A 17,633-nucleotide genomic window follows, 5' to 3' on the forward strand; every position below is an offset into this window, starting at 1 on the left:
ACGCGTTTTTTCACACCCAGACGACTGGTTTCTGGACCTGAGGGATCTGACTGCGACGCGCGCAGCAGGGAGGTGAAGTCATACGGAGCGCACAGGCTTTCTCAAGACACCAGTGAAGAGTCTCATTCCAGCGACGTCGGACATCATATCAGCAGCAGGGTCTGAAACAGGATTTCCCCACGCTTCAGACCCACACACAATGCTACTGCGTCTTCAAAATAGACAGAAAATCAGGCCAGTTCCCTCAGCGCTTCAAAACGCAAGGGGTATCTGCTTTTCATATGGCTTGCGAGAACATAACCACAGGCGAACGTGACAATCACCAGAAAACCGATACCCCATGCAGCGACGCCAGCGTTATCCCCGCCGATCAGCGCAGGAAGATTTGCGATTGCAATCCATAGACACGCCAGCAGCCCCACAAGTCCCCCGACCGGCGCAATCAATGTGTGCCATATATTGCCAAGTCCCTTGTTGCGAACGTTAAAGAACATCAGAACCGATATGCAGGTCAGCGACAGGATCGCCATGTAGCCCAGCGTTCCGGCCGTTGCTCCCCAAGCATAGATCTGCGTTACAGGATCAAGACCGAGTATCAGCAGGATGAGTAGTCCCACAAAGGACGTGCAGGACTGCACGAACGACGAAACATGCGGAGATGAGTGATCCGTATGCACGCTGGAAATTCCGGCAGGCAACACGCCATAGCGCGACATGATATACTGATACCGCACCACGACATTGTGCAGCGCAAGGATGCAGGCGAAAAGACTTGTGATCAGAAGGACATTGACGATGTCCTCACTCGCTCTCCCCATGTAGGACCGGATGAGCAGCAGATACATGTCGCCTGTATGCTCATTGGCCATGGGAACAACAGAACTCACGCCAAAACCGGCAACTTCACACCACATCGAGATAACGTAGAAGATGCCCACCCCGAACACGGCCGTATAGGTCGCTCGCGGAATGGTCACATCCGGATTTCGAGCCTCTTCCCGAAAGATCACGGTCGATTCAAAACCGATGAAGCAGTAGATGGCAAACATGATGCCAAGACCGGGCGAACCGGAAAGAGCGGCGTGAACCGTGAAAGGTTCCGTCGACAGGGAAGAGACACCCTTCGTCACCACGATCACAAGGTCAGCCAGCAGAACAACGCCCACTTCCAGAACAAGCGCGATCCCGAGAAAACGTGAACTCATCTCGATATGTCGGTAACCCAGAAAGCCCACGACCATCACCACAATGATGGAGAGTATCCACCACGGAATGGAAACGCCGAGTGCATTGTGTAGAAGTTCGCTGACTGTGTAGCCAATGTAGGCTTCCAGAGCGATCACGATAAAACTGTAGGACGCCGTCGCCATCGTCGCGGACGCAAGACCGACCTGTCGCCCCAGTCCCTTCTGGATATAGGCGTAAAACGCTCCCGCATTTGTCACGTAGCGCGACATGAAGATGAAGCCAGCCGTGAACAGATACATGATGAGTGTAGCAATCGCGGCATCCAGTGGCGCAGCAATACCATTGCCCATGGCTATGATAAGCGGACTGTTGGCCGCCATGACGGTAAGCGGCGCTGCTGCGGCCACCACCATCATGACAATGGACATGACGCCAAGATTACCCTGCAGATTGGATGATGGGCTGGCAGGCGGCGGCGATGCTGCGACATTTTTCATCACGATCATCCTTTGAGAGACAGGAAGTGACGATTCCTGTTTTGATAACGAAACAAATTAGGTCAGAGAAAATCGGGAATCAGGCTTCTTCGGTGACACGCGTCAGGCAGGACAGGAATGTGCCGTCAAGATAGCTCTGAGCCATGACCAGTGAGTCTTCGAGAAAGCCGGGTTCCAGCGCACGAGCTTCAGCAGAATGCTGATGGGTCGTGAACCATCCGACCATCAACAGACGTCTGAGCATCAACAGGGCGGGAATAATCTGGATGTCAGCCTCGGACAGAGGACGTATCTGGGTATATCCGCGCAACCAGGACGCGGTGATGGCGTCGATATCCTTGCTGCACTCCATGAACGTACAGGCGCAGGCAAATTCGTACATGTGCCAGCTAAAGCCACAATCATCGAAATCAATGATGCTGGTCTGATCCCCACAATGAAGGATATTGGTCAGCCTCATGTCGCCATGCAGCAGCCCCCAACGGTTGTCCGGACTGCCGTAACGCTCCAGTTCAGCGCGCACCCTGCGATCGGCCGCATCAAGCAACTGCGTCTGCTCAGCCGTCATGTTGCGGGTATGCCGCCAGCAGCCCCACATGGCATTTTCGCCGACAGCCACTTCAACATCCCACACAGGACGTTTCAGATTTTTGAGCGCGGCATGCCTGCTGGTATAATTGTGTAACTGCGCGGAGATACGGCCCAGTTCATGAAACTTGTCGGGCAGACCGTCTTCCGACGGCATGCCTCCGGGCTGATAGGCGAACAGCACGGCATGTTGCTGCTGCTCCCCCTCACCCGCATGAGCCAGCATGGCCCCATCCTGTGTTGGAATGATCGCTGGTGTATTCAGGATGTTATCAGCCCGAAGATGCTCGATGAAAGTGATTTCCGAAAGGATTTCATCCACGCTGCGATAATGAGGACGATGCAGCCTCAGGATAAAAACCTCACCCGTTGGCGTATCAACCCTGTAGACGGCGTTTTCAGAAAAACTCAGCAGGGACCAGTTTGATTCCGGATCAATACCATAGAGAGGCAGGAAAGGAGCGACATTGTCCTGCCAATTCCATGAGGTCTGTTCCCAGGCGCGTGCGGTCATGACGCATTCTCCCATCAGAAAGGTGAACTGGCGGAAATGGCGTCTTCCAGCCTTTGCAGGATGTCATCCACCTGCCCGGACTGGAGCAGCAGACCCGGTTTGAACTGGAGCACGCGCGGATCGAGCGTGGAGAAAATGGCCCACACGCCGCGCTTGTACAGCTCCCGCATGACAGGCTTCGCCCCTTCCGCCGTGGCGAATTCCAGACCGATGATCAGGCCCTCTTGTCGGATACCCACGAACCAGTCAGCATGACGGCTTCGGATACCCGCCAAGCCTGCTGCGAACTGCGCAATGATCGCCTGCACATTGGCGACGGTTTCAGGACTTGTCGTCAGATCAAGAACGGCGTTCGCCACGTAACACCCGACTTCCGAACCGGAGAAGGTGGACATGTGCGCAAAGCCGTCCTGCTCCAGCCAGCCGCTGGCCTGCTTTGTCAGCAGCAGCGCACCGAAGGGGTAGATGCCGCCACCCAGTCCCTTGGAGGTGACGAGAATGTCGGGACGCACATCCTGACGGGAAACGGCCCAGAGAGCGCCGGAACGCATCAGTCCGGTCTGGACTTCATCGGCGATGTAGAGCGTACCGGTCTCGTCGCACATACGGCGAATCTCGGCGAGATAACCGGGAGCCGGAAGAGGAAAACCGTAGGTCGCCGGGATGGTTTCCATAATGATAGCCGCTGCGGGTTCCGCTTTCAGCGCGGCCTGCATGGCGTCAAAATCATTGAACGGCACCTGCGCGAACTCTTCGGGGCGATCCGCAAGGAAAAGCTGGCTGAACCGTTCGTCGCCTGTCGCGACTGCGAGGCCGGTGTGTCCGTGATAGGCCTTGCGGATGGAGATGATGCGACGCCGTTTTGTGGCGTAACGGGCGCTCTTGATGGCCAGATCAATGGCCTCGCTGCCGCTGGTGGCATACGCGACCCGCTCGAACGGCTCTCCGGAAAGCTTGAGCAGCTTCATCGCCAGCGCCGTCCGGGATGGAGACGGAAAATGATGATTACCGATATCAAAATACTGCAAGGCATCGGTCAGCGCCGCAATGAGATCGGGATTGCGGTGACCGAGATTATAGGTGCCGCCATTGAGATGCACGTCGATCAGTTCGTGCCCGTCCACGTCGGTCAGCACGTAGCCTTCGCGCTTCCCGATCACGAGCGGCACGTCCACACTCTGCCAGAACCGGGTCTTGTCGGGATTCCAGAATTCTTCCGACGCGGCGAGGATATCCGCCTTGCTCTCAAAACCGGCCAGATACGGATTGGCCATGACGTCTCTCCCACACTCTCACACATGGCCATCCGCGTGGTGGCCTCATGGAAACAGCGTAGGCATGCAAGGGAGAACGGATAATGACAGACGGGCACAATCTCATGACATCCGACAACGAATGCGTTGCGAAAAAGAAATGAATTGACAGAAGAGCCTTCGCTCTTTCACCCTGTCTTTTCTTGCGCGATCCGATGGTCGGACGGAGAAGTCCGACCTGCCATCATGGGAGATAGTGGCGGAATGACACGTCTGCCAACTCAGGGACGTTCCGGTTCACCGGCCTCATCCACGACGGTTCTGGCCTCCGTCGTTTATGGGCTGGATGCCTTTATTGCGCGTCTCGGGGCGCAACCCGTGGATGTGTTCAGCCGATGCGGCCTTGAAGGGCGGCTCAGCAGCACCCCGTCCGAGACTGTTTCTCTGGACGCTTACTGTCGCACGCTGGATTACGCAGCAAGCAAAACAGCAACGGCAAATTTTGGTTTATGGTTCGGCCACCAGTTCGCACCCCGCCGTCTGGGCATGCTGGGCTACGCTGCCCTCTCCTCTTCCATTCTGGGCGATGCGCTCGACAATCTGGCGACGTTCTTTCCGATCCATCAGGACAACAGCATCGTCACTCATTCCAGACAGGGTGAGACTGCCCGTCTGGATTATGATGTTGGCGACCCACTCCTTCACGACCATCGTCAGGATGCCGAGCTGACTCTCGCCGTATTGTGCAACATCATCAGGGATGCCTGCGGCCAGAACTGGACACCTGTAGCCGTGCATTTTCGCAACAAGGCACCTTCCTGCACAAATGAGCATGAAAAGGTGTTTGGCTGTAAGGTTCTTTTCGGACAGGAGACTAACTCCATCCTGTTTCCATCAGCCAGCCTCGCCACACCGATGCCAGCCGCAGACGGGCTCCTGTTCAGCGCAATCAAGGATGGACTGCTCCAGATACAGGCGCACAAACAGTCACTTGAACAGGATTTTCTGTTGTAGGTCCGCAGCGTCATCCTTGATCTTCTGCCGCACGGTCATCCCTCCATCACACAGGTCGCAGAGCGACTTGGCTGTCCCTACTGGACCCTTCAGCGTCGTCTGGCCGCGAGTGGCTTCACGCACCGGCTTCTGGTGGAAGACGTGCGCCGTCAGCATGCGCTGAAATATCTGCGGAATGGCGAACATTCCGTGTCACAAACAGCGTTTCTTCTGGGCTATAGCGAAGGCAGCGCTTTCACCCGGGCTTTTACCCGCTGGCATGGATGCTCCCCGCGAAGCTGGCAGGGCACTACCAGCGGTTGAGCAGCTTTTTTTGGCGGTCGAGCATGGTGGAAAATATCTCTTTGCACACAGGGACTATTTTTCAAGAACTATGACAGATACCCTGCGCGCCGTGAGATGCGTTCCTGCTCATGCGACCATTCCGTTCACTACAGACAGTCGCTCGACTCAAAAAATCAAAAACGCCCGTTCCTATAAAAAACCTACCGCTCTCCATCGATATAACGAGCCCGAACATGCCGCAGATAGTCTTCGGCTCCCAACGGCTTCCCCGTCGCTTCGCTGATGATGTCCTGCGTCGAAGCGCTGCTGCCCCGTTCATGCACCGCAGCCCGAAGCCAGCCCAGAAGATTGCTGAATTCTCCACGCTGGATTTCATTCCCGATATCCGGAAGCGCTACCTTCGCGGAGGCAAACAACTGCGCCGCCGTCAGCGCTCCCAGCGCGTAACAGGGGAAATAGCCCCACAACCCCAGCGGCCAGTGAATATCCTGCAAACATCCGCGCCGATCGTCAGGAACATCCAGCCCCAGCATATCCTTGATACGGGCATTGAACGCTTCGGGAAGATCCTTCAGCGCCAACCGCCCTTCGATCATGGCGACCTCAAGCTCGTAACGGACGATGATGTGCGCCGGATAGGTGACTTCATCCGCATCCACCCGGATAAAGCCGGGACTGACCCGTGTCATGCGGCGATAAAGGTCATCCGGTTTCCATGTTCCGAGCTCGCCAAATGCAGAAGCCATGATCGGCGCTGTAAATGTCGCAAAGGCGCGGGACCGGGTAACCTGCATTTCCATCAGCAGAGACTGGCTTTCATGCAGGGTCATTCCCCGCGCCCGTCCGACCGGCTGGCCCTGCCATTCCGCAGGCAATCCCTGTTCATAAAGCGCATGACCGGTTTCATGAATCACACCGAGAAACGCTGGAAGGAAATCATCGGTCTCATAACGCGTGGTGATACGCACATCATCCGTCGCTCCACCACAGAACGGATGAGCGCTCACATCCAGACGCCCGCGCATCATATCGAAACCAACCTGTCGCATCATGGACACGCCAAGTTTTTCCTGATCCGCAATTGAAAAAGGTGCTGATCCCACCGGAGAAATGTCTCCTGTGGATGCCTGCCGTTCAAGCACTTCCTGCAACAATGGCGGCAGATCGCGAGCAAGAGTATCAAAGATCGGCGTGATGGCTTGCTGCGTCATACCCGGATCAAAACCATCCAGCAGCGCGTCGTATGGTGAAATGGAGAGAGCCTCGCCGATCGCTGTTGCGCTTTCGCGTGTCAGATCGAGCACAGTCTGCAAATAGGGCAGCAGACTTTTGAAATCGTTGTCGGCACGAGCCTTGCGCCAGACCATTTCCGCTTCCGATCCGGCTTTTGAAAGCGCTTCGACCAGATCGCCCGGCACGGCCACCGCACGGGCATGAATTCGTTTCATCTCGTTGAGATTGGCCTGTTTCCAGAAATCACCGTCCGCACTGGCATTACCAAGCCAGTCCGCCACTTCAGGCGCAGTCAGCATTTCATGCTGCAAGCCACCGAGAGTCGCCATAACCGTTGCACGACGGCCAGCAGCTCCTTCCGGCATTATCGTATCGCGATCCCATGACAGAAGACCTCCCGCATCTTCCAGAGCGGAAAGACGTCCGAAAAGGCGATGCAGATGGTCGTACGCGTTCATGGAAAACTCCAGTTGAATCATTACCGCAAGACTATCACGAACTCTCCGCTCTGTGACCGCGAGGAACTCAAACGATTTTCAGCCCTGAGAAAAATCCCACTATGAGGTCGAAAACTTCTCCTTTATTAACACCCGATTAACGAACGGTTACAGCTTACCCTTCCCTGTTTTCATTACGTGGAACGTCCTAACGCACGATGCGGATAACGAACATTACAGAAAGGTTTACCTTCCTGAAGACATGGAGCCGGAACTGCCCCACCGGCTGGAGCCTGCTGATCGCCATTGTCGCAGGCCTGTGTTCAGGCCTCAGTTCGGGATACATGTTTTTCAGACTGGATCACGCCCATGCCACAGAGGCACTGGCTTACAAGGATGCCCAGATCGCCATTCTGACAGCCCAGAAACAGGCTGTGGAAGCACGGGCGAAAGCAGACCAGATCAAAGCGGATGCAGTGTGGCGCGACATTTCTGATGAGGCGCGTATCTGCCTGCAGAGTGATTTTGTGAACCTCAGAAACGACTTTGAGATCATCACGCTCGCGGGCGATGCGGAAGCGACCTTCATGGCCGACCTGACACAGGGCGTCCTGGAAGGGATCGACCGGAAAGTCCAGCGCTCACAGATATTTTCCGCACGAGGGATTGGAGAATATTACGTCTACAACAAGGATTCCCGGATTGCTTCCAGCATCGCCGCGACACTGAGCCACTGCGGTTTCCCTGCCCGCACCATGTCCGCACCGATTACGGCGGCAGGCATCGTCGGACCTCTTCCGACCGGCTTTGATACATCCAACGCGGTACAGCTTTTCATCAACACACGCAAAAAGCCGCACTTCAGCTACGACTGAAGAAGGCGTTCGTGTTCAGTCGATAAGGTTCAGGAGCGCCGTGTGACCTGACGGAATGTCATATTGAGACGGCACTCGCCCGTCAGGGGATGCGAGGACACCGCCAGTGGAGCGACGCCGTGGAACATCATCCGTGATGGGCCGCCCCACACCACGACATCGCCATGTGACAACCGAAACCGGCGCACGGGAGCAGTCCGATCAAGACCGCCCCACAGAAATGTCGCCGCCACTCCAAGAGAGACTGAGACAATCGGCATCTCGGCGTCCTCCTCATCCTTGTCCTGATGCAGGGAGAGACGCGTTCCGGGACGATACAGATTGAGCAGACCCGCCTGCAACGGAGGATGGGGAAAACCCGCGGCTTCCGTCGCTTCTTCCACCAGTGACCGGAACACATCAGGCATGACAGGCCATGGCTGACCATTTTCCGGCTGGACAAGCGTGTAGTGATAACCAGATCGATCCGAGACCCAGCCATAATCGCCAAAGGAGGTCATCGCGACGGACATGCGGTGACCACCGGGCGTGACAAGATGTCTGAACGGGGCCTGCCGGACGATATGACGAGCCGCCTCCAGAAGGGCGGGCGCCCGGGAAAGCGCCATGCCGGGGAAAATAAAAGCGCCCGTATCCAGCTGGATACGCTCTCGCGCACCACTGCCCTGCCCAGCCTCGGTTACGTTGAGAAAGTCGAAAAGATCCCCGGTCACTGGCCTTTCTCCTGTCTCATTATCCGTTCCCTCGCTGATAGCACGTCTGCCCGTGATCTATTGCGGTTGTAAGATGGTGGAGGGTAATTGTAGACTGATAGAAATGACCCTGATGATGGGCTGCCCGGCCGCGCGCCCGCAACCCAGCCCTGAGAGATCTGTATTCATGCGTGTTCTTCCCAGACTCACCGGCTTTTTCCCAACGGCAGGCCTTCTTCTTCTGCTGCTGACGGCCACCAGCGTGTCCCTGTCCGGACAGGCGATGGCGCAGCAGAGTGACGCCTTGTCCGGTGCTGAAATGATGTCCGGTGACCCGACACGGGAAGACTCCGGCGCAGGCGTACCGACCGGTCGTCATGAAAACCTGCACGTCAAAGGACGCAGAAAGCTGCCGCCAGGATATCAGGATGCGCCGTCGATGGACATGCTCCATGGCCCTGACCCTGAGCACGCCCAGCATGTGACACGCGATGCGGTCACTGGCGCTGATCTGTCGAGATTTGGTTCCGCCTATCAGGATTCGGGACCGACAGGTTCGGGCAGCCTCGGCGATTCCACGGGTAACGGCTGGGTCGCGCCCCGCTGACGGACTGTGCCGGGAGCAATACCCGTTTCTTCTGGGAGCCATGTGACGGCCCGGTCGGTCAGACGATTGGGCCGTGATCGTACAGACACGCCCCAACGCCGACGTACACTCTGCTCAAACTGTTTTTTTGAAAAATTGTGACCGGCATTGCGAGCGAAAGCCTGATGACGGCGTTATGGCGTATGTCAGGCCACGATAACGATGGCCGCAGCTTCAGGTGATCTAAATTCTCATGACTTCCGAACAGATTTCCGACGACGACCAGCTTTCGCCGCCACCCGGTGAAACGCCTCTCGACAGCATTGCCCGCATCCTCCGTCTTACCCTGACCATTGCGGCTGTCATGCTGTCGATCTGGCTGATCGGCGACGTGATCATGGTGGTCTTTGCATCTGCCCTGTTCGCCGTCATCCTGCACGGGCTTGCCCGTGCGCTGAAACGCTGGACAAACCTGCCTTATGGTGCGGCGCTCGCTATCGTCTGCGTGCTGATGGTCACGCTGACCGTCGGGATCGGCTGGTCGAGCGGTTCGGACATCGTTGCGCAGGCCGCCAAACTGCGCGACGCCCTGACCACACAGGTCTATGCCCTTCGTGACCGGCTTGCATCATGGCCACAGGGACAGGTCCTGCTGAATTATCTTCCCGCATCTCTGGGCGGTCATGGCGGCGGTGCCTCCGGCAGTGGCGGTCTGATGTCGCTGGGTTCACGGATTGCAGGCTCCATGACCGGATTTCTCGGCTCAGCGTTCGGTGTGCTAGGTACGCTTGCCGTCGTGATCATCGCCGGTCTGTATTTCGCCGCCTCTCCCGCTCTTTATGCCAATGGCATCCTTCGCCTCGTTCCGCGCCACTGGCGTGGACGGGGACAGGAAGTCATGCTTGTCGCGGCAGACACGCTGTGGGCATGGGTTGCGGGACAGGCGCTGGACATGGCGGTCGTCGGCATCCTCTCCGGCGTGGGCTTATGGATTATTGGCGTACCTCTAGCCGTCAGCCTCGGCTTTCTGGCCGCGCTCTGCAACTTTATTCCCTATATCGGTGCGATCCTCGGCGCTATTCCCGCCCTGCTGCTGGCATTGTCCCTTGGCCTGCGCGAGACCGCCATGGTTGCCGCGCTCTACACGGTAGTGCAGTTTTTCGAAGGTAACGTCATGGCTCCGCTGATCCAGCGTAAAGCCGTGCAGATGCCGCCCGGTCTGACAGTTCTGTCACAGACGTTCTTCGGCGGCATTTTTGGCGCACCGGGACTAATCCTCGCCTCTCCACTGACGGCGATGCTGCTCGCAGTCGGCGACAAGCTCGCGCCACCGCTTGAAGATGATGAACGTGTCTGAACGCTTTCCCTTATCCCGGCTGGCCGGACTGCTCTGCCTGACAAGTCTTGTCGCCGTCACTGGATGCGCCCGGTACGAACAGACCAAGCGCCAGCTCTGCGCGCAGGAAAAGCCAGACACCACTCTCTTGCGCCAGCCGACGCTGGCTGACTTCATCCAGAGTTGTGGTCTCCAGTATTATCCCGACGCGACGGGGCAGATAACGCTGCACTACAACCCGCCGCGTCACGACGACACGCTGCCGGTTTCCGCCCCGAAAGCCTTCGCCGTCAGTGATGCCGGAGGCTCGCGGGGCCGCTTGTGGTATCTCTGTATGCCAGTTCCCTATCTGGCGTCTCCGGGCAGTCGCGTGGAAAGCACTCTGGCCGTCTGCCGTTATGCCGGATCGGGCGAGGATCGCATGTCGCTGACCTATGATCCGACGGATGCCGCCACATACAGTCCGCGAAACTGGTGAAAGCAGCCTGTTCCGATCTGCGTGCGTATTTCACCCGACAGTCAGGGCTGGAAAAACACAATCAGCCTCGCTAAACCGGCGCTATGAACGACGTCGACTTCTCCCTCGCCGGGGCCACTGCTGCGCCCACACAGATTCTGATCGCCCCTCAGGCCGTGCTGCGCCAGAAGGCCCGGATCGTGCGTCCCGAGGATATGGACACGCTGAAAGCGACGCTGCCGGGCATGTTTTCAGCCATGTATGCAGCACCCGGCATCGGTCTGGCAGCCCCTCAGGTGGGTATCAGCCAGCGTTATGTGATTGTCGATCTTGGCGATGCCGAAGACCGCCAGCCGATCGTTCTCATCAATCCTGAAATCCTCACGGAAAGCGAAGTCATGACGCCGCGTGAGGAAGGATGCCTTTCGCTGCCCAACCAGTATGCGGAAGTGGTCCGTCCGGAAGCGGTCCGGGTGCGCTGGACGAACGTGGAAGGCGAACGCTGCGAGCGCGAGGTAGACGGGCTGCTGGCGACCTGCATCCAGCACGAGATCGACCATCTCGATGGCGTTCTGTTCGTGGATCATCTCTCCACGCTGCGTCGCAACATGATCATGCGGCGTCTGGCGAAAGAGCAGAAACTCAAGCACTGAGACTGCACCGGCAAAGTTTTCACATTGCCGGGCGGGACATGATCCTGTTCCGGCCTGACTTGCGGAGAACAGACCGATGCGTCTGGCCTTTATGGGCACGCCCGATTTCGCCGTTCCGGCGCTCTATGCTCTCCGCGATGCCGGACATGAGATTGCGGTCGTCTATACCCAACCTCCAAGGCCGGCCGGACGTGGTAAGGCGCTTCGTCCCTCCCCTGTGCATCATGCCGCGGAAACGCTCGGCATTCCCGTGCGCTGCCCGGAAAAATTGCGGAACAATCAGGAAGAACTGGACTGGTTCGCCGCGCAGAAATTCGATGTCGCTATTGTCGCGGCCTATGGCCTGATCCTGCCGAAAGCGATGCTTGATGCACCCGAACGGGGCTGCCTGAACATTCACGCCAGTTTGCTCCCCCGCTGGCGGGGCGCGTCTCCCATCCAGAGCGCCATTCTGGCCGGTGACACGGAAAGCGGCGTGACGATCATGCAGATGGATGTCGGTCTGGACACGGGCGACATGCTGTCCTCGGTCGGCGTGCCCATTACAGTAGTGACGACGGCAACCAGCCTGCATGACGAGCTTGCAGCGCTGGGTGCGAAGATGGTGGTGGATGTGCTGCGTGATCGTCCTCCCGCAGTTCCGCAGCCTGAAGAGGGCGTGACCTACGCCGCTCGCCTGACGAAAGAAGATGGGCGCATCGACTGGACTCAGTCTGCGGAAACCATTGATCGACAGGTCCGCGCCCTGACACCGTGGCCCGGCGCTTTCACCACGCTGGATGACGTGACCCTGAAAATCGGCGCAGTTGAGATCGAGGCAAAACGCTCAGGCACGCCGGGCACGGTTCTGGATGACCGCCTGACTGTGGCGTGCGGTGAGGACACAGCCCTCCACATCTGCCGGATTCAGCGCCCTGGACGCGGCATGATGGACGCAGAGGCGTTTCTGCGTGGACAGCCCATGGCGGTCGGCACGCACCTCGGGTCATGACTGACGACTCCACGCCGGCGTTCTTCAGCCAGAGCCATGCGCCCGAAGACCGGCAGCGCTGGGCCGTCAAAATAGAGTATGACGGCACCGGTCTGGTCGGCTGGCAGCGGCAGAAAACCGGCCTGTCCGTGCAGCAATTATTGGAAGAAGCGGCCTCGCGCATGGCTGGGGGACGGACCGTTCCCAGCATCACCGCTGGCCGCACGGATGCGCGCGTTCATGCCACCGGCCAGGTCGCGCATCTGGATTTCCCAATCTCTCTACCGCTGAACCCTCGTGCAGTGCGGGACGGTCTTTCCTACTATCTCAAACCGCATCCCGTGGTGGTTTTGCAGGCGGCTTCCGTCGATCCGACATGGAGCGCCCGCTTTTCAGCAACCCGCCGCCGCTATCGCTACAGACTGCTGAATCGCCCTTCCCGCCCCGGTATCGAAGCCAACAGGGTGTGGCATGTACGCCATCCGCTCGACGTTCCGACCATGCACGCCGCCGCGCAGACTCTGCTGGGAACACATGATTTCTCGACATTCCGGGCGGTCGCCTGTCAGGCGAGGAGCCCCGTCCGCACACTCGACCGGCTGGATGTCACCCGTGACGGCGAGATGATCCTGTTCGATGTCGAAGCCCGTTCCTTCCTGCATCATCAGGTGAGGAATCTGGTCGGCACGCTGCAACTCGTCGGTTGTGGCCGCTGGGACGCTGAAAGACTACGCACGGCTCTGGAGGCGCGTGACCGCTGCGCTGGCGGTCCAACCGCCCCTTCCGAGGGCCTGTATCTGGTGGGTGTGGATTACGACCCTGATCCGTTTAAAATCGACTGATTTTCTAAATAAACATATTTAGAAAATGACTTTTTAACCTCTTCTATAAAAGCTTCTTTATTAACATAATCTTCCACAGAGCAAGCTTCACATGTTATTCGATTTCCCAACTCTTGCATTTTACATACTTTTTTATTAATTTCCGTATCATCAAAAACGATCCCCTCAAAATAAATAAACATACGCTGATGGTCTTTCACAATTATATAATACTCTTTTCTTGCATTCATCAGATCAACACCATTAAAATAGAGGAAAAATCAAAGTTACTACGTTTTAACTATATAAATTTACAATAAAGAAATATCTAGTATACACAAAATTACGAAAACTGCAACCTTTTTCCCTGCCAACAGACGCTTTCCCGGCTCCCCTCTTGCGTCCCGCCGCCGGTTCAGCCAAACCAAGCCTTTACTTCAACTTGCGCTGGTCACGGGATATCGGGGCTGGCCAATCTTGCGCTGTCAACGGCAAGGGCCTGAAGACCTCACATGATCTCCCTTTTCATCGGCCGACTTATCGTCCTGTGCGCCAAGCGCGCTTCTCTCGTCGTCGCATTTTTCATGCTGCTGGCCGCGACGTCCGTCTGGGTGAGCTACAATCACCTTGGCGTGACCACCGACACGGACAAGATGCTGTCCGACAAGCTGGCTTGGAAAAAACGCTCCGACATGATGGGAAAGCTGTTCCCTCAGAAGGACAATCTTCTGGTCGCGGTCATCGAGGCCGATCTACCTGAAGAAGGACGCGCAACAGCACGCGCTCTGGCCGAAAAGCTGTCCGGAGATCACGATCACTTCAACTATATCCGCCTGCCGGATGACAACGCCTACCTCAACCGCAATGGGCTGATGTTTCTCGACCAGAAGGCTCTCTCCAAGGTTCTGGACGACACCGTTGCAGCCCAGCCTTTCCTTGGCGCTCTGGCAGCCGACCCGTCGGCGCGCGGTCTGTTTGACTCCCTCGGGCTGATCGCAGAAGGCGTCAAACGCGGTCAGGCCAATATGGCTGGCTTTCAGGCTCCCCTGAACGGCTTCGCCAACAGTCTTGAGGCCGCAGCGAACGGGCATCCTGAATTTCTCTCATGGCAGCAGCTTCTGGCCGGAAATCTGACGGATCTGGCAGGCCGCTACCAGTTCGTGATGACGCAACCGAAGCTGGATTACGGTTCATTCCAGCCGGGCGGCGCTGCGTCCGACGCCATTCGCGCTGCTGCTAAAGATCTTGAATTTGTAAAAACAGGTCATGCCCATGTCTATCTGACAGGCGATGTGCAGATCAGTGACGAGGAATTCGCCACCGTTGCCGATGGCATGGTCGCGGGTCTGCTGGGTTCACTGGCACTTGTCATCCTGTGGCTGACACTGGCCGTGCATACATGGCGCGTCATTGTGCCAATCGTGATCACCCTGATCACCGGCCTTCTCCTGACAACCGGGTTCGCGGCTGTGGCTGTCGGCACACTGAACCTGATCTCCGTGGCGTTCGCCATTCTCTTTGTCGGTATCGCCGTGGACTTCGCCATCCAGTTTTCGGTGCGTCTGCGTGGTCAGCAGCCGACTCAATCCGGCGAAGCGGGACTGGAAGAGGCACTGTTCAAGACCGGTGAAGAAACCGGCCACCAGATTCTGGTGGCGGCTCTGGCCACTGCCGCTGGCTTCCTTGCCTTCACACCCACAGCGTTTCTCGGTGTTGCTGAACTGGGTCTGATCGCCGGCATCGGGATGCTGGTGGCGTTTGTCTGCACCATCCTGCTCTTGCCCGCCCTATTGCGGCTTTTCCGTCCATCGGTTGACCATGCACGGACAGGCTATCTGTTCATGAAGCCGGTTGACCGGACGATCCGCCACTGGCGCAAACCTCTGCTCGCTGTCTTTGCCATCGTCGCCGTTGCAGGCATTGTCCTGATCCCCGGTCTGAAATTCGACGGTGATCCGCTGCACACCAAGGACCCCAAGTCCGAAGGTATGCGGACCCTGCATCTGCTGATGAGCAATCCGGTCTCGTCGCCCTATAGCGCCGAATATCTTGCCCCCAATCTCGATGCCGCCAAAGCCATGTCCGACAAGGCCGGAAAGCTGCCGGGCGTGCATGACGCCATGTGGCTCGGCTCCTATGTTCCGGAAGATCAGGAGGCTAAGCTGGCGTTGATTGAAGATGCCGCACAGATCCTGATCCCCGGTCTGACCGTGCAGAACCCGCAGGCAGCCCCTGACGCCGCCGCCGTCAAGGCGTCCGCAGCGTCCGCCGCAGCCGCGCTCTCGGGCATTCTGAACGATCTCGCTCCCACCGACCCGCTGCGTCGCATTCAGGCCGCACTGGCCAAACTCGCGACGGCGCCTGACGCACTGGCCATGCAGACCAACGACGCGCTGGTTCGTTTTCTGCCGATGCAGCTGGACTCGCTGAGAGATGTGCTGTCCGCGCAACCGGTGACCCTCAAGGATGTGCCAGACGTCATCAAACGGGATTATCTGCTCCCGGATGGGCGCGCTCTGGTGGAGATTCATCCCAGCGGCCTGATGTCCAAGCCCGGAGCCCTCCATACCTTCGTCAAGACAGTCCGCCCGCTTTCGCCTGACATGGCCGGATCAGCCGTGGATATTGTCGAAAGCGCGAAGACCATTGTCGGAGCATTCAAGACAGCGGCGATTTCCGCGATCATCATGATCGCGATCATCCTGCTATTCGCGCTGCGCAAGGTTCTGGATATGGGGCTTGTTCTGGCTCCCCTGCTGCTCTCGGCCCTGATGACCGTCATTCTGATCCGAGTGGTCCCGGAGACCCTGAACTTCGCCAACATCATCGCGCTTCCACTACTGCTGGGCGTGGGCGTGTCGTTCAATATCTACTTCGTGATGAACTGGCGGGCGGGTGTGCAGTATCCCCTCGCCTCGCCGACCGCACGCGCCGTGCTGTTCTCGGCCCTGACGACCGGCACGGCCTTTGGCTCGCTGGCGCTTTCGCATCATCCCGGCACCGCCAGCATGGGACGTCTGCTGCTGCTCTCTCTGGGCTGCACGCTTCTGGCGACGCTGGTGTTCATTCCGGCTCTGCTGCCAAAGCGGTCGATTGATCAGGAATAGAATGAGTTTTTCCTGCAAAGCATAAAACACGCGAGGACTCTGGTTCTCGCGTGTTTTTTATTTCGGTCAGTATTAACAAGCGCATTATTGGCAGAAAGACAGCGTATTTACTTCAATCCGTGACCACCGCTCAACCAGCACACCAAAAGACTGGTTCATAACCAGTTATTGGTCATGAACAATAGAATGTTCCTATTCCATCTTTTTTACACGGACCATGGAATCAGGAACTTCTGCAAACAGCTTCTCCAAAAGCCGCTTTACGACGGGCCTCACATAACAGGCATAGACTTTTACAATCGCCTGAAAGCCGACGAAGATAAAGGATGCGCAGATTTATGACTATGACGCAGCATGATCTTTTAAATGCCGACATGGCGCTTGCAAGAATGGTACTCTCTGAAGTCGGTGTCCTTGAACGCCAACTGGTCAGATGGATTGCGGAAATGCGCCAGATTGACACAGATATTTTCAGGAACATTCAGTCTGCGTGGAAAGAACAAAGGCTTGCCACGCTCAACAGATATTACGGTGGCATAGCTCCACAATCATTCATCAAAAGCCTTAATAACGATAACGCGCCACTCGAAACCTGCATGGCGACTGACCTGCCCAACATCGGACCACTACCGAAACCACCTGAATGGTTAGAGAAATTTTCCAATCTGGAAAATCGTCATGCACCGGACATGATCGCGACATATCGTATTCTCAATCAGATAACAAAACCCGCATCAGAATTGCATTTTGTTCCGGAACCGGGATTGCTGCGCTATTTAAGTTCATTCAGAAGCAGAGGAACAAGCCTGCCTGACGAACAATGGTTCGATCAGGCCGTGCAGGATCAAGAAACTCTCGCTCGCGACTTTCCGGCACTCTATTGGCTGGGGCGTGAGTCCGTATTACGGCGCGTTTCAGACATACCACTGGATGTAATGGACGCCCGTCTGGAGTTCTTCCAGACGCCCGACACACCACAACCATCACGAAAAACTTTATCCCGGTTCGCCAAAAGGCTTGCAGAACCGGATGGCACGCGCGAACTCGACTTCGCACGCAATTTTCTCCAGGAATATTATCAGCTTTGCTCGTTACAGCCTTCCCATGCTCAACCTCTTGCGTCATCC

The 17,633-nt window shown here is 57.1% G+C and carries 17 protein-coding genes; 10 read left to right on the plus strand and 7 right to left on the minus strand.

From position 1 onward, the window contains the following. Nucleotides 1–230: 230 nt before the first annotated feature. The 3 genes from B3759_RS03690 to B3759_RS03700 all read right to left on the minus strand — a co-directional run bounded on the left by B3759_RS03690 (nt 231) and on the right by B3759_RS03700 (nt 4,061). The gene (locus B3759_RS03690; RefSeq protein ID WP_291363747.1) at nt 231–1,685 is read right to left on the minus strand and encodes an APC family permease; all 1,455 of its coding nucleotides are present in this window, start codon (nt 1,683–1,685) and stop codon (nt 231–233) included. Nucleotides 1,686–1,764: 79 nt separating this feature from the next. Continuing rightward, nucleotides 1,765–2,787, minus strand: coding sequence for a phosphotransferase enzyme family protein (locus B3759_RS03695; protein ID WP_291363750.1), 1,023 nt, complete (start codon nt 2,785–2,787; stop codon nt 1,765–1,767). A gap of 14 nt (nt 2,788–2,801) precedes the next feature. Further along, nucleotides 2,802–4,061: an aspartate aminotransferase family protein gene (locus B3759_RS03700; protein WP_291363752.1), complete on the minus strand. Its 1,260-nt coding sequence runs from the start codon at nt 4,059–4,061 to the stop codon at nt 2,802–2,804. Between the two features lie 243 nt (nt 4,062–4,304). Between B3759_RS03700 and B3759_RS03705 the strand changes: the two genes are divergently transcribed. Continuing rightward, the gene (locus tag B3759_RS03705) at nt 4,305–5,054 is read left to right on the plus strand and encodes an AraC family transcriptional regulator (protein WP_291363754.1); all 750 of its coding nucleotides are present in this window, start codon (nt 4,305–4,307) and stop codon (nt 5,052–5,054) included. Here the strand turns inward: B3759_RS03705 and B3759_RS03710 are convergent. Continuing rightward, nucleotides 5,028–5,210 (minus strand): hypothetical protein, encoded by a 183-nt coding sequence (locus B3759_RS03710; RefSeq protein ID WP_291363755.1) that lies wholly within the window; start codon nt 5,208–5,210, stop codon nt 5,028–5,030. The genes B3759_RS03705 and B3759_RS03710 overlap by 27 nt on opposite strands. Between B3759_RS03710 and B3759_RS03715 the strand changes: the two genes are divergently transcribed. Next, entirely contained in the window at nt 5,154–5,357 is a 204-nt protein-coding gene (locus tag B3759_RS03715; protein WP_291363807.1) for a helix-turn-helix domain-containing protein, read from the plus strand. The genes B3759_RS03710 and B3759_RS03715 overlap by 57 nt on opposite strands. Nucleotides 5,358–5,539: 182 nt before the next feature. Here B3759_RS03715 and B3759_RS03720 read toward each other — a convergent pair whose 3' ends face one another. Continuing rightward, nucleotides 5,540–7,030 carry a carboxypeptidase M32 gene (locus B3759_RS03720; RefSeq protein ID WP_291363756.1) on the minus strand — a complete coding sequence of 497 codons (1,491 nt, stop codon included), beginning with the start codon at nt 7,028–7,030 and terminating at the stop codon, nt 5,540–5,542. Nucleotides 7,031–7,227: 197 nt separating this feature from the next. On the opposite strand from B3759_RS03720, the gene B3759_RS03725 reads away from it, so the two are divergent. Next, nucleotides 7,228–7,884: a hypothetical protein gene (locus tag B3759_RS03725; protein WP_291363757.1), complete on the plus strand. Its 657-nt coding sequence runs from the start codon at nt 7,228–7,230 to the stop codon at nt 7,882–7,884. Between the two features lie 29 nt (nt 7,885–7,913). Here B3759_RS03725 and alkB read toward each other — a convergent pair whose 3' ends face one another. Beyond that, nucleotides 7,914–8,597, minus strand: coding sequence for a DNA oxidative demethylase AlkB (alkB, locus tag B3759_RS03730; RefSeq protein WP_291363758.1), 684 nt, complete (start codon nt 8,595–8,597; stop codon nt 7,914–7,916). A 166-nt stretch (nt 8,598–8,763) separates the two neighbouring features. Between alkB and B3759_RS03735 the strand changes: the two genes are divergently transcribed. The 6 genes from B3759_RS03735 to truA all read left to right on the plus strand — a co-directional run bounded on the left by B3759_RS03735 (nt 8,764) and on the right by truA (nt 13,420). Further along, nucleotides 8,764–9,183 carry a hypothetical protein gene (locus B3759_RS03735; protein WP_291363760.1) on the plus strand — a complete coding sequence of 140 codons (420 nt, stop codon included), beginning with the start codon at nt 8,764–8,766 and terminating at the stop codon, nt 9,181–9,183. 232 nt (nt 9,184–9,415) lie between these two features. Next, the gene (locus B3759_RS03740) at nt 9,416–10,519 is read left to right on the plus strand and encodes an AI-2E family transporter (protein WP_291363762.1); all 1,104 of its coding nucleotides are present in this window, start codon (nt 9,416–9,418) and stop codon (nt 10,517–10,519) included. Continuing rightward, a complete protein-coding gene (locus B3759_RS03745; protein WP_291363763.1) occupies nt 10,512–10,976 on the plus strand; it encodes a hypothetical protein in 465 nt (154 codons plus the stop codon). Before B3759_RS03740 ends, B3759_RS03745 begins: the two co-directional genes overlap by 8 nt. 83 nt (nt 10,977–11,059) lie before the next feature. Next, nucleotides 11,060–11,608 carry a peptide deformylase gene (gene def / locus B3759_RS03750; RefSeq protein ID WP_010668161.1) on the plus strand — a complete coding sequence of 183 codons (549 nt, stop codon included), beginning with the start codon at nt 11,060–11,062 and terminating at the stop codon, nt 11,606–11,608. A 76-nt stretch (nt 11,609–11,684) separates the two neighbouring features. Beyond that, nucleotides 11,685–12,599 carry a methionyl-tRNA formyltransferase gene (gene fmt / locus B3759_RS03755; protein WP_291363766.1) on the plus strand — a complete coding sequence of 305 codons (915 nt, stop codon included), beginning with the start codon at nt 11,685–11,687 and terminating at the stop codon, nt 12,597–12,599. Further along, nucleotides 12,596–13,420, plus strand: a complete 825-nt coding sequence (gene truA / locus B3759_RS03760) for a tRNA pseudouridine(38-40) synthase TruA (protein ID WP_099348693.1) — start codon at nt 12,596–12,598, stop codon at nt 13,418–13,420. Before fmt ends, truA begins: the two co-directional genes overlap by 4 nt. Here the strand turns inward: truA and B3759_RS03765 are convergent. Then, nucleotides 13,390–13,650: a hypothetical protein gene (locus tag B3759_RS03765; RefSeq protein ID WP_291363767.1), complete on the minus strand. Its 261-nt coding sequence runs from the start codon at nt 13,648–13,650 to the stop codon at nt 13,390–13,392. The two genes, truA and B3759_RS03765, sit on opposite strands and share 31 nt — an antisense overlap. A gap of 261 nt (nt 13,651–13,911) precedes the next feature. On the opposite strand from B3759_RS03765, the gene B3759_RS03770 reads away from it, so the two are divergent. Next, nucleotides 13,912–16,506: an MMPL family transporter gene (locus tag B3759_RS03770; RefSeq protein ID WP_291363768.1), complete on the plus strand. Its 2,595-nt coding sequence runs from the start codon at nt 13,912–13,914 to the stop codon at nt 16,504–16,506. The last annotated feature ends 1,127 nt before the right edge of the window (nt 16,507–17,633 follow it).

It is taken from the genome of Acetobacter sp. UBA5411 (assembly GCF_002409645.1).
Lineage (GTDB): Bacteria > Pseudomonadota > Alphaproteobacteria > Acetobacterales > Acetobacteraceae > Acetobacter.